We start from the raw sequence: 12,468 nt of genomic DNA on the forward strand, positions 1-12,468 counted from the left end.
AATCTTGGTCAGGATTGTCCCCTCGAGGGGACAATTTTCTGATTAAAATTTTGAGTAAACGAGTAAATCTAATTCCCTTTAAAATTTGGTGTTCTCTTTTCAATAAAAGCGGCAACACCCTCTTTGTAATCGTCGCTTTGTGCTGCTTCTATTTGTAATTTTGATTCAAGAGCGAGTTGTTGTTCTAAAGTATTGGTCATTGATTTATTAAATAACTCTTTTATCATTCCCAATGCTTTTGTTGGCATGTTAGCTAGTTTTAATGCTAATTTTTCTACTTCTTCTTCGAAGTTTTCCAATGGAATCATTTTGTAAATCATGCCCATTTTTTCTGCATCTTCAGCTGAAATTTTATCACCTAACATGGCTAAGGCTTGTGCTTTTTGAAAACCTATTAATCTTGGCAGAAAATAGGTTCCGGCGCTATCTGGTACTAAACCTATTAAGCTAAAGGCTTGAATGAAGCTTACTTTTTCATGAGCAACTACTATGTCACAAGCTAAAGCTATATTTGCTCCGGCTCCTGCAGCAACACCGTTTATGGCTCCTGTAATTGGTTTTTTAATGCTTCTGATTCTTGTGATAATTGGATTATAGTGTTCTTCCAATATTTTTTTGAATCCTGGATTTGAATCTGGGTCAGTCACTTCTTTTAAATCTTGACCTGCACAAAAAGCTTTTCCATTTCCAGTGAGGACAATGGCTCTGACTTCAGAATTGTTTTCACAATCATCTAAAATGCTTTGTAAACTTAAAGCCATTTCACGATTGAAACTATTGAAGACTTCTGGTCTATTTAGCGTTATGGTTGCTATTTTGTTTTCTATTTTTAATTCAATTGACTTCATTTAATCTTTTTCTTTTATATGTTCTCGATACAAAATTGCCCAAAAGCAATTTCACTCGAACTGACGTGACTTTACTTTAAACATTTAAAATAATCGAAGGGTTCATGGCAATCGTCACACTGAAATTGTGCTTTGCATGCTGTGGAACCAAACTGACTTACTAATTTTGTGTTGGTAGAACCACATTGCGGACACTTTACCAACCGTTTTTCGTTGAGCAATACATCTTTGTCTGCTTCTGCCTCTAATGGTGCTGCTATGCCGTAATCTTCAAGCGCTTTTCTACCTCTTGGTGTAATCCAATCGGTGGTCCATGCTGGATGCAGGATGAGTTCGATTTCTGATTCGTAACCGGCTTCTTTTAAAGCTTTTTTTATATCGTCTCCAATGACGTCCATAGCAGGACAACCACTATAGGTTGGTGTGATTTTTACTTTGACGATATCATTTTCTATCAGAGCAGAACGTACGACTCCCATGTCCATTATGGAAAGGACTGGGATTTCTGGGTCTGAGACTTTGGATAAAATCTCAATTAGGTTTTTGTCTATGTTTTGTTCTGTTGTTGTCATTCTATTGAGACTCTTCGACTACGCTCAGAGTGACATATAGTTTTAATTTGAAATTTAGTTTATCATTCATGAGATTCCTGCTTTCGCAGGAATTGGGTTACCATTCCATATTAGGATATGTGCGTTGCATATATTGTAATTCGGCTAATAAATACCCTAAATGTTCGGTGTGAATGCCTTTTTTGCCTCCTTTTTGAAAATATTTTGATTCTGGGATTTCTAGTGTTGCTTCTTCTAATATGTCGTTAACACGTTGGTAATAATTATCTTTTAATTGCGTTACATCCACGCCAATGCCTTCTGATACCATTGCTTTATCGGCTTCGGTTTGATGAAATAATTCATCAGTGTATGTCCATAAATCGTTGATGGCTTCTTGCATTTTTGCTTTGCTTTCCTCTGTTCCGTCCCCTAGACGTTTTATCCAATCCGATGAAAATCGCTCATGGTAACGTACTTCCTTGATACATTTTTTTGCAATTGCCGACAGCGTTAAATCTTTACTTTTTTCTAATTCTGAAAGAAAAGCCAAATGGTACACATCAAATAAAAACTGACGTGCCATAGTGTAAGCAAAATTAGTGTTTGGCTGTTCTACTAATAATACATTGACGTATTCGCGCTCTTTTCTGAGCATAGCTATGTCGTCTTCGGTTCTGCCATCTCCTGCGATTTTAGCTGCGTATTGGAAATAACTGCGTACTTGACCGAATAAATCTAGTGAGATATTGGTGCAAGCGATGTCCGTTTCTAGGGTAGGACCATGACCTGTAAGTTCGCCTAGGCGTTGGCCGAGGATTAGACTGTTGTCTGCTATGCCTAGGATGTAGTTGTATAATTCTTGTTTCATAAAGCGAACTTGAATTTGAATTTGAAATCGAATTTGAAAGTTGAAATCAAACTTGTAGTTAAAATTTTATATTTTGAGTTTGAAATTTAAATTGAATGTTGTTTTTGTTTGCATTATATCTCAATCTCTTTTAATTAATGTTTTTAATTCTTGTTACTATTATTCGAATTAATTGGTCATTTTCATCTTTTAAGTTACCTATAGTTTCTTCCGAAACGAGTTTAGCTTTAATTTGAATATTTATATTTCTTAATGATTCCCTTAGTTCTTTTAAACAAATTCTAAGTTTATTGATTTTATCTTTGTCAGTTCCAGCACCTAAAACTTCGCCATAATTTAGTGCTGAGGAACAAGACGAACGAATAAGTTGTTTTGCTAGATAATCGCCAGCATAAGACAATGGTTTTTTGTCATAAATTAGAATAACCAGAGCAGCAAAGTCTTCTAGTCGTTCTGTTAAATTGTACTTGTTGTTCATATTGACGATTTTAGTTTCAAGTTCAACTTCAAGTTCATTTTCAACATTACATGTGCTTCACTTCATCTGGTAAATCGTAAAACGTAGGATGACGATAGACTTTGTCATGTGCTGGTTCGAACATCTCTCCATTGTGTTCTGGATTGGATGCTGTGATGTTTTTACTTTCTACAACCCAAATGCTAACGCCTTCGTTGCGTCTGGTGTATACGTCTCTTGCATTTTCTAATGCCATTTCAGCGTCTGCGGCATGCAAACTACCAAAGTGTCTGTGTTCTAATCCGTTTTTACTTCTTACGAAGATTTCCCAAAGTGGCCAGTTTTTACTCATATGAAATTGAATTTGAAATTGAACTCGAATATGAATCGTTTCAATTTATACTTTATACTATTACTATCTTAAAAACACCCCTAAAGTCCCCTCAAGGGGACAATCCAAGGATTCAAAATCTCAACTATTATATTATTATTTTTTGTCAAAGGACTGCTTTGTCTATAATCTAACAGCAAAGCGGTCTAATATCTATTGTCTAAATTAAACTACTTGTTTCTCTTTTCGTTCTTGTTTCTTATCGGCATACGCCATTGCTGCATCGCGAACCCATTCGCCTTCTTCCCATGCGCCAACTCTTGCTTTCATACGTTCTTTATTCATTGGTCCATGGCCTTTGACTACTTGCCAGAATTCGTCCCAATCGATGTCGCCGAAGTCATAACTTTGGCGTTCTTCGTTCCATTTTAAATCTGGGTCCGGAATGGTGAGTCCGATTAAATCGGCTTGTGGTACGGTTTGGTCTATAAATTGTTGACGTAAATCGTCATTTGATTTTCGTTTTAACTTCCACTTCATGGATTGTTCGGTGTGAATGGATTCAGCGTCAGTTGGGCCCAGCATCATTAAACTTGGCCACCACCATCGGTTTAAAGCATCTTGAGCCATTTCCTTTTGTTCTGGTGTTCCGTTTGCCAGTTTTATCATGATTTCATAACCTTGACGTTGGTGGAAACTTTCTTCTTTACAGACGCGAATCATCGCTCTTGCATAAGGACCATAAGAGGTGTTACACAATGGCACTTGATTGATAATGGCTGCGCCATCAACCAACCAACCAATAGCTCCCATATCTGCCCAAGTAACTGTTGGGTAATTGAATATGGATGAATATTTTGCTTTTCCGGTATGTAATTGCTCGTACATTTCATCTCTAGAAATACCGAGTGTTTCTGTTGCTGAATAAAGGTATAAACCGTGACCAGCTTCATCTTGAACTTTGGCGAGTAAGGCTACTTTTCGTCGTAATGACGGTGCGCGCGTTATCCAATTGCCTTCTGGAAGCATACCTACAATTTCGGAATGGGCGTGTTGCGACATTTGGCGAATGTGTGTTTTTCGGTATTTTTCTGGCATCCAGTCTTTGGGTTCGATTTTTTCGTCTCTTGCGATACGTGCTTCGAACTGTTTTTCTAGATTTTTTATTTGTTCTTCACTCATTACTTTTGATATTAGTGAATAATGATTAATATTTAGTGGATTCCTGCCTACGCAGGAATGACAAGTTATTGAGATTCCTTTTTTCAAAGGAATTTGTTACACATCAAAATCGACCACAACTTTATCGGTTGTTGGTACGGATTGGCAACTTAACACCAAATTTTGTGCGACTTCTTTATCGTCTAATGCGTAATTTATTTTCATCTCCACGGCACCTTCTTTAACTTCGCATTTACAGGTGCTGCACACGCCTCCTTTACAGGCGAATGGTAAATCGGCTCCAGCGCCAAGGGCTGCGTCGAGGATGTTGTCGTATTCCTTTGTCATAGTGAAGGAAAATTCTTTTCCGCCATCTACGATGGTGATTTCTGTCCCTTCTACATTTTGTTTTGCTAAGCGTTCGGCGCGCTTGATATCTTCGTCTGAAAGTCCGGTTACAAAGAGTTCAAAATGAACGAGTTCTTTTGGTAATCCGGCTGTGATTAAATAGTCGCTCACGTAGTTGACCATTTTTTCTGGACCACAGAGAAATACTTCACTGGTGTCTGGAATATCGATGAAGGTTTTTGTGAGGACTTTCATTTTGTCGTCATCGAATCTTCCGTTGAATAGTTCGATATCCCGTCGTTCTTTTGTTAAGAAATAATAGATTTCTAGTCGCCCGAAATATTTGTTACGCAGTTGTTCCAATTCTTCTTTAAAGATAATGGATTTTGCGGTTTTATTGACGTAAAATAACTTACTTGTTGAATTTGGTTCGGCTTGCAAATGTGCTTTTACCATAGACAAGACTGGTGTGATACCACTTCCTGCTGCGAAAAACAGATAGTTTTTGGCTTTTTTGGCGTTGACTTCTACTCCGAATGTGCCACTTGGTGCCATGACTTCGATATCGTCATTGGCTTTGAGTTCGTTATTAATGTAGGTTGAGAATTTTCCGCCTGGAATTAATTTTACCGCGACTTTCCAAAGCTTTTCATCTGGGCTTGAGCATAAGGAATAGGAACGCCGTACGTCTTCGCCATCAATATCAGCTTTTAAGGTTAAATGTTGCCCTTGCCTGAATTTGAATGCGTTTTGTAATTCTGAAGGCACATGGAAAGTGATGACAGAGGTGTCCTCTGTTTCCTTATATATGTCTTCGACTTTTAATTTGTGAAATTCTGCCATCTTGTGCCACGCTTTGTACGAGGTATCTTTCTGTTTACACCTACTAGGTTTTGACTTCGACTACGCTCAGCCACCAAAACGAAACCTTGCAGGAATGCGAACTATTATGTTTTACTTACAACTTTTGAATACCTGTCAGGTTTTGGAAACCTTACAGGATATTCTGTTAACTAACACCTGTTAGTTTACTTGACAAAGTTATAAAATATATTCTAAAGTTTTTGTTAATTCGATTTTCTGAACGCCATAAACTAACAAAATAATAATTTATTAGCTATTCTATGGCAATACCATTAATGAGAATGTTATTTAAGTTTTCGGATAGTTCTTCAAGATTTAAATCTTCTTTTTTAGGAATCCAAATGTAGAGTGAGCGTAAGGTCGTGAGGATAGAAAACATCATCACATCTGGTTTTGCATGGATAATTTCTCCGGATTTTATACCGTCTTCTAAAATGGTTTTGAAGTCATTTTCATAATCGCTGCGTAGTTTTTTGTAGTGGTTAAGTTGAGTTTCAAGGTGCATCCAATCGTTATTTAAAGATGCCATACCGTAGCTGTTTTTACTTGAAATATGAACGTGTAGTTCAATAATTTTTTTAAGCTTTTCGATGCAAGTTTCATTGGACTCACTAATTTGCTTCATGCCTTGTGTGAAGGTTTCCGCTAAAGAAATGATAATACGTTCTAATATGTCTTGTTTCGACTCTATGTGATTATAAAGACTCGCTGCTTTAATATCCATTGCCGTAGCTAAATGGCGCATGGTAACCGCACTATAACCTTTTTCTTTAAAGAGCTTAGCGGCTACGCGTATAATTTCTTGTTGTCTGGTTTCTGGTTTCATAACTATTGAAGAGCACTAAAATAAGAAGATTTTTGAGTTGAAATCAAAATAATGTAACTTTGGTTACGTTTCATCTTGAATGCTTTTACGAGTTTTGACAAAAATTAAATACTATGGGATTATTAAATGCACTATTTGGGAAATCGACTAATAACGTTGCAGAATACATTGAAAAAGGTGCTATTATTTTAGATGTTAGAACCAAAAGCGAATATGAAGGTGGACATATAAAAAACGCATTACATATTCCTGTTCAAGAATTGGGTAATAGAATTGATGAAATTAAAAAATTAAATAAACCTGTAATTGCTTATTGTGCAAGTGGTATGCGTTCTGGCAGTGCTTCGAGTATGTTAAAATCTAATGGTATTGATGCCATAAATGGTGGTGGCATAAGCAGCTTGCAACGAAAGTTAGTATAAGAACTAATCTACCAAACCTTCAAAATTCTGTAACTGAATTACATCTTCAATTGGGCTTTCATTGTATTGTAACGTCCATCCTAAGGATTTAGTTAATATCAAAAATTTAGATAACTCAGTTATTAATCTATTTTGGGCGTTTGATTTTAAGTCGGACGCTTCAATTCTTTTCATCAAGGATTTTTTTACAGTATCCTTAATATTATTATAATCCTTTGCTTCAAACTGATTTAGGAAATCGGCTTGTACATCGTAATATTCAAAATCGGGATTGATTTTAATTTCTTCTTTAGGAATACTTATGATTTGAAGTGTTTTTGTGGCTTCATCAATTTCATATTCAATTTCACTTAAATCGTAAGCTACCGTAACATCAGCATTAACTACAACGAGTGCTTTCTTTTCTGCCGACACCAAATCTCCAAATATGGCTTTAGAATTCTTATAACTAAAGACTTCAGAAAAGTGACCTTCGGTAACCACTAACTTACCGACATTTTTAATTTGTTCTTGAATTAAAGCACTGTGCTCTTCAATAACAATTTCAGCTTCTTTTTTATCGTCACAATATTTAAATGTAAATAAAACAACTAAGGTAATTATGACACCAAATACAATTTTTCGCATGGGCTAATTTAAACAAATTACACCTGATCACACCGAAAACATAGTATAATTAAATCCTGTTTTTTTACCATATGTCGTCAGTGAAGGTGTATTATCTAAAAAAAGCGCAACACATCCTAAATAAATACAAGATAAGGACTTAGGCTATAACTTAGTCTTTAAATACGCAAATAAAGTCGCTTAATAAGGCCATTTATTGCAACCCCGAAAACATAAAAAAGTAATAGTTATGATTAAAAACATAAGTACATTGCTCGTCCTACTTTTGACTCTTAATAGCTATAGTCAAAACATTACATTAATCAAAAACACCAATCCAAAAGCTAAAGAGTTATTACACGGTTTAAACACTACTAAGGATAGCTTAATGCTAGAGTGCGATACTAAAATTAAAAATGTTGAAATTTTTAATGGTGAGTACGATTTAATAACAACAGTAGAAGCTAATAAGGCACAGATTTCTTTAAAAGATTTACCAATAGGAGAATTTGTTATAGAAACCAAATTAGCAAACAAGGTAATAATTATAGAATTAATAAAATACGGAAATTACAACAGTTCTTATTCTAACAAATCGCTCAGCACTAATCAAATGATAGAAGGCAAAGGCATGATGTTAGATGAAGAATTAAAGGTCATTAAGAGTACTCCTAAAACAAGCATTGCGTTTTTGTTAACTCGTCAGAACTCAGAACACGAGAACAGAAAAAATCAACGATATTTCTGGACCGAAGCACAAATAAACAATGATAGCGGCTCTAGTAAAACAATGCGTTTAGTGGATCAGCAATCCGTGGAAGCTATGATTCTTAGGCATAAATTAGAGGTAAAAAGTGATTCAGGAAAATTAAATAAGTTAACCATCTGGGAAGTTTACGACAAAAGTGAATTTATGGAAAATCAGGTTTCTAACCCAGAATTTGTGTACTCATCGGCTACAGATATATTTAACCCAACCCCTTATTTTATGACCAGTCAAAATATTCAAAATTTATAGTCGTATTTCTAACTGTTAGAGCTTATTAACAACAAAATTAGACCCTTTTAAACAGGACGACTACAGCATCTTATACGATATATATGTGTTATATCGATAGACACAGCACATTAACTAAAAAACGTACCACGTATCTATAATAAAATGTAACACACTAAAAAGTAAATAACTTTGCTTATAATGTTAAAACAAATTATAGGATTTGTTTGATGATAAAATTGTTTCCCAAAACAAAAACCTACTTATTATGAGACTACTATACTTTATTGTATTGTTATTTTTGTCATCCATAGTTTATGGTCAAAAATCTGTATTACTTCAAAATACGAATACACGAGCTCAAGAGCTTAAACACTACCTCAACAAAACAGAAGACAGTATTGCCTTTAAGTGCGACCGTACTATCTACGAACTTATGGTTTTTAATGAAGAAGGTTTTGAACGCGTCATAAAGGTTAAAGATACAGTAGCGCAAATAAAAATTTCCGACATACCTGTTGGGCGTTATGCCATTGAAGCCGTATTACGAGACAAGTTAATTATCATAACATTATTAAGAAATGAATCGTTTGGCTTAGAAGAACCTACCCCATTAATAGCTAGACCTCATCGCCTTAATCACAATAAAATAATAAAACAAAAAAACATAATTGCTAGTGCTGAAAATGCACCTAAAAAACTTAAAACATATATAAAAGGACCTGCAAGATTAGATTCTTTAACCCACCAAACACTCTTTGGAACTGAAAATAACAAAGGTCGAACAGACTTGAGCTTATCGGGAAAAAAGGCAACACATGTGACTGAAACATCAAAGCGGACTATTAACACACAAAAAACTGATCTCATTAGCAATAGGATTCCTTCATATCCAACTGAAGCAGCAAAATCTACATTACCAAGACAACCACAAACAAGAGCAGAGGATTCTAAAACGAACAATTCGAAATACTGGGTGGTTTACAAAATGAACAATGGCATACGTTCTGAAAAGGTGCTAAAAATAGCAGACCAAAAGACCGTTGACCGCATGATTCTTAAGAATGAAATTGACCGAAAAACCAAATCGGGTCAGTTAAATGAACTAACGGTTTGGGAAATATATGATACAACTAATTTTGCACGACACAAAAGAATGAACCAAACAAATTATATGAACATTGAGTCAGATAGTTTTAATTTAGTTCCTTACTATAAAGTGGAAAATATCTCAAATAATTAAGCTTACTTTTTAAGCTCTAATTTTTCGGCAAAATAATCACAAAAATCTTTCATATCTCCAGTCATTTTTTCATCTTGAGTTGCTCTTAAAAATGAATCGCTCATGGTTACTAAAGTTTGATGAAAAAACACTTTCATTTCATCTACAGGCATATCTTTAGTCCATAAATCTATTTTCAACGTTTCTTGCGCATTACTATCCCAAACGGATAACATAATCGCCTTAGCCTCTTCATTATTAACTCCACCATCTTGGGCTGACCAATTTAGTTTCTCTGGAACTCTATTCTCATCGAGTTCAACGTTTAATACTATTTTAGATTTTATAACTTTAGACATTACTTTTTGGGTTTAAATTTAGATTTTGTAAATATTTCTTTAGGCGCTGTTTGCATAATTTTCATCAGATCGTCTCCTGAAACTTCTGCATAAGCTTTTACAATTTGCCAGCCAATATACTGACCTAATCGTCCTGGAGACTCATTATCTAATTCGAGATAAAACTTTGAAAACGGAGCATCTGCAATAAAACGGTTTGGTAATTTAGGATCTGTGCTGTATAATAATTCCTTTTCAATAAAATAACTCCAAATAGGACTTTCATTTGCTTCGGCCCATTTTATCTGATCTTCAGAGTACCCAATTTTTTCGGCGTCTGTTTTAAACGGAATTATAACATCTTTGAAATAGAGAAGCTTTCCGAAGTAAATCATCTCATCGATCAATTGTTTTCTATCCGTTTGAAAAATATATTTCTTTGCATATCCATCAGCTAAATCAACTACAATTTGTTCCTTTCTAAAATTTTCAGCTAAATACGCTGGGATATTTCCATCAACATAAAACCTGTGTTCTTTACCCAAATAATTATCTAACGCTATTAACGCAATACTATCTGTAACAATCACCTTATCTCTATACTGCACATTATTGGTTAAAGTTATGACTCTTGGTACAGAAAACACTTTGTCATAATATTTTAGATGCTGAAACAAAGCCACTAAATCTGCTTCTATAGCACTAAAATCTTTAAAGGTATGATTCACCTCTTGCACTATTTCGTTCTGTAAAGTATCATTCATTCTCTGAATCATAAGAGAGTCTGGCATACGCTCAGAAAAGAAAAAAGGATAGTTTTCTTTTATTTGAGGTAAATCTGAGGGTGTTGCTTTAAAAAATACGTTTTCAAATCGATCTACATTAAGATCTACTTCAATTTTAGCGATTTCTTTTTCAACTTCAGATTCCCCATCACATGAAAGCATGATAAATCCTAATATTAAAATAAAGTAAATTCTAATTTGCATTTGGTAAAATATTTTTAATCCTAACTCTATTGCGTTATTTTTGTTGTGCAAAGGTACACTTCTTTGTTTTAAAAAATAAAAATTATGCAAACCGAAAATGTAGTTAACCATATTGTAAACTGGCTAAAAGATTATGCTACAAAAGCTAAAGTTAATGGCTTTGTTGTAGGAATTTCCGGAGGAATTGATTCTGCCGTCACCTCAACGCTATGTGCAAAAACAGGGTTAGACGTTTTGTGTATAGAAATGCCTATTCACCAAGCACCAAGCCACGTCACCAGAGCGCAAGAGCACATTGCTCATTTAAAACGTCAGTTTCCTAACGTTAAAGACACGGTTGTTAATTTAACACCTGTATTTGAAGCGTTTAAAACCGAGGTTAACCTAGACGGCAAACAAGCCACTGTAGACATGGCATTAGCCAATACAAGAGCACGCTTACGGATGACAACCTTATACTATCACGCCGGACTTTTAGGACTTTTAGTAGCCGGAACTGGGAACAAAGTTGAAGATTTTGGAGTAGGATTCTACACAAAATATGGTGATGGTGGAGTTGATTTAAGTCCCATTGCAGATTTATTAAAGTCTGAAGTTTACACTGTTGGTAAGTATTTAGATGTACCCAAATCAATTATAGAAGCAGCGCCTAGTGATGGATTATTTGGCGATGCACGTAGTGATGAAGATCAAATTGGTGCCTCTTATCCAGAATTAGAATGGGCAATGCACGTTACAGAAAACGGAAAAACAGCATCAGATTTTGAAGGTCGAAAACGCGAGGTTATTGACATATATCTAGGCTACAATTCATCCAACAAACACAAAATGAACCCAATACCTGTTTGCGAAATCCCTAATAATTTAAAATAATTTTTGCATTTCAGTGAATAAAATAGCTAATTTATTTAATTTTTAACTATTTTTACTTAACAAGTCTCCACAAAGTATTTGATAATAGCGCATCAAAGTATTTATTAACCAAAAACCAAAATAATATTATCATGATACATATTCTGATTGTAGACAGTCATCCTATTGTGAGAACAGGATTAGAACTATTTCTAAACAGCAAAGCAGATTTTAAAGTCATCGGTAGTTTAGGAAGCGGCATTGAGATTTTTGAATTTGTAAGACGCAACCACGTTGACGTTATTATATCTGAAATCGACTTACCAGAACTTAATGGAATTACGGCACTGAGAGCCATAAAAAAAGAAAACAAATCGGTTCAAGTTTTAATGTTTAGCCACCAGCCCGAAGAGATTTACGCCATAAGCACTATTAAAGCAGGCGCATCTGGCTACTTAAACAAAGGAGCTAGTGTCGACGAAATTGAAACTGCAGTTCGAAAAATTAGCGCTGGCGAAACATCCCTTAGTGAAAAAATGGATAAACACTATCGCTATGAAGATACTCGAAAAAGCAGAAGCCGTATGTTCAAAAAACTGTCTACTAGAGAGATTGAAGTTTTAAAATTACTTTCTATTGGTCGTAAAAACAAAGAGATTGCGCAAGAGTTAGATATTAACGAAAAAACAGTAAGTACGTACAAAGCACGATTGTTTAAGAAACTTAATGTAACCAATATTGTAGATTTAATCCATCAAGCTAAGCATCACAATTTAACTTAACGA

16 protein-coding genes are annotated in these 12,468 nt (G+C 34.9%); 5 read left to right on the forward strand and 11 right to left on the reverse strand.

Annotated elements, in window-relative coordinates:
- Positions 1-68: 68 nt before the first annotated feature.
- From K1X16_RS14010 to K1X16_RS14045, 8 genes are all read right to left on the reverse strand, one after another.
- Positions 69-848 (reverse strand): enoyl-CoA hydratase-related protein, encoded by a 780-nt coding sequence (locus K1X16_RS14010; protein WP_225036855.1) that lies wholly within the window; start codon positions 846-848, stop codon positions 69-71.
- A gap of 71 nt (positions 849-919) precedes the next feature.
- A complete protein-coding gene (paaD, locus tag K1X16_RS14015; RefSeq protein WP_225036856.1) occupies positions 920-1,420 on the reverse strand; it encodes a 1,2-phenylacetyl-CoA epoxidase subunit PaaD in 501 nt (166 codons plus the stop codon).
- A gap of 97 nt (positions 1,421-1,517) precedes the next feature.
- The gene (paaC, locus tag K1X16_RS14020; protein ID WP_225036857.1) at positions 1,518-2,270 is read right to left on the reverse strand and encodes a 1,2-phenylacetyl-CoA epoxidase subunit PaaC; all 753 of its coding nucleotides are present in this window, start codon (positions 2,268-2,270) and stop codon (positions 1,518-1,520) included.
- Positions 2,271-2,400: 130 nt separating this feature from the next.
- A complete protein-coding gene (locus K1X16_RS14025; protein WP_195871422.1) occupies positions 2,401-2,748 on the reverse strand; it encodes a four helix bundle protein in 348 nt (115 codons plus the stop codon).
- Between the two features lie 46 nt (positions 2,749-2,794).
- Positions 2,795-3,079, reverse strand: coding sequence for a 1,2-phenylacetyl-CoA epoxidase subunit PaaB (gene paaB / locus K1X16_RS14030; protein WP_225036858.1), 285 nt, complete (start codon positions 3,077-3,079; stop codon positions 2,795-2,797).
- Positions 3,080-3,283: 204 nt separating this feature from the next.
- The gene (gene paaA, locus K1X16_RS14035) at positions 3,284-4,240 is read right to left on the reverse strand and encodes a 1,2-phenylacetyl-CoA epoxidase subunit PaaA (protein ID WP_225036859.1); all 957 of its coding nucleotides are present in this window, start codon (positions 4,238-4,240) and stop codon (positions 3,284-3,286) included.
- 96 nt (positions 4,241-4,336) lie between these two features.
- Complete coding sequence (locus K1X16_RS14040) at positions 4,337-5,410, reverse strand: FAD-binding oxidoreductase (RefSeq protein WP_225036860.1); 1,074 nt, start codon at positions 5,408-5,410, stop codon at positions 4,337-4,339.
- Between the two features lie 274 nt (positions 5,411-5,684).
- Positions 5,685-6,257: a TetR/AcrR family transcriptional regulator gene (locus tag K1X16_RS14045; RefSeq protein ID WP_225036861.1), complete on the reverse strand. Its 573-nt coding sequence runs from the start codon at positions 6,255-6,257 to the stop codon at positions 5,685-5,687.
- Positions 6,258-6,370: 113 nt separating this feature from the next.
- On the opposite strand from K1X16_RS14045, the gene K1X16_RS14050 reads away from it, so the two are divergent.
- Positions 6,371-6,679: a rhodanese-like domain-containing protein gene (locus tag K1X16_RS14050; RefSeq protein WP_195871427.1), complete on the forward strand. Its 309-nt coding sequence runs from the start codon at positions 6,371-6,373 to the stop codon at positions 6,677-6,679.
- Positions 6,680-6,682: 3 nt separating this feature from the next.
- On the opposite strand, the gene K1X16_RS14055 is transcribed toward K1X16_RS14050, so the two are convergent.
- Complete coding sequence (locus K1X16_RS14055) at positions 6,683-7,306, reverse strand: DUF4230 domain-containing protein (protein WP_225036862.1); 624 nt, start codon at positions 7,304-7,306, stop codon at positions 6,683-6,685.
- 229 nt (positions 7,307-7,535) lie between these two features.
- On the opposite strand from K1X16_RS14055, the gene K1X16_RS14060 reads away from it, so the two are divergent.
- Together K1X16_RS14060 and K1X16_RS14065 are read left to right on the forward strand one after the other, a co-directional pair.
- On the forward strand, positions 7,536-8,303 hold the full coding sequence (locus K1X16_RS14060) for a hypothetical protein (RefSeq protein WP_225036863.1): 768 nt from the start codon (positions 7,536-7,538) through the stop codon (positions 8,301-8,303).
- A gap of 247 nt (positions 8,304-8,550) precedes the next feature.
- A complete protein-coding gene (locus tag K1X16_RS14065; protein ID WP_225036864.1) occupies positions 8,551-9,525 on the forward strand; it encodes a hypothetical protein in 975 nt (324 codons plus the stop codon).
- 2 nt (positions 9,526-9,527) lie between these two features.
- Here the strand turns inward: K1X16_RS14065 and gldC are convergent, their stop codons facing one another.
- Both gldC and gldB read right to left on the reverse strand, forming a co-directional pair.
- Positions 9,528-9,863: a gliding motility protein GldC gene (gldC, locus tag K1X16_RS14070; protein ID WP_225036865.1), complete on the reverse strand. Its 336-nt coding sequence runs from the start codon at positions 9,861-9,863 to the stop codon at positions 9,528-9,530.
- Entirely contained in the window at positions 9,863-10,831 is a 969-nt protein-coding gene (gldB, locus tag K1X16_RS14075) for a gliding motility lipoprotein GldB (RefSeq protein ID WP_225036866.1), read from the reverse strand. The genes gldC and gldB overlap by 1 nt, the downstream gene beginning before the upstream one ends.
- An 84-nt stretch (positions 10,832-10,915) precedes the next feature.
- On the opposite strand from gldB, the gene nadE reads away from it, so the two are divergent.
- Positions 10,916-11,704: an NAD(+) synthase gene (nadE, locus tag K1X16_RS14080; RefSeq protein WP_195871433.1), complete on the forward strand. Its 789-nt coding sequence runs from the start codon at positions 10,916-10,918 to the stop codon at positions 11,702-11,704.
- A gap of 131 nt (positions 11,705-11,835) precedes the next feature.
- Positions 11,836-12,465 carry a response regulator transcription factor gene (locus K1X16_RS14085; RefSeq protein WP_195871434.1) on the forward strand — a complete coding sequence of 210 codons (630 nt, stop codon included), beginning with the start codon at positions 11,836-11,838 and terminating at the stop codon, positions 12,463-12,465.
- The last annotated feature ends 3 nt before the right edge of the window (positions 12,466-12,468 follow it).

Source organism: Winogradskyella sp. SM1960 (assembly GCF_020179375.1).
GTDB lineage: Bacteria > Bacteroidota > Bacteroidia > Flavobacteriales > Flavobacteriaceae > Winogradskyella > Winogradskyella marina.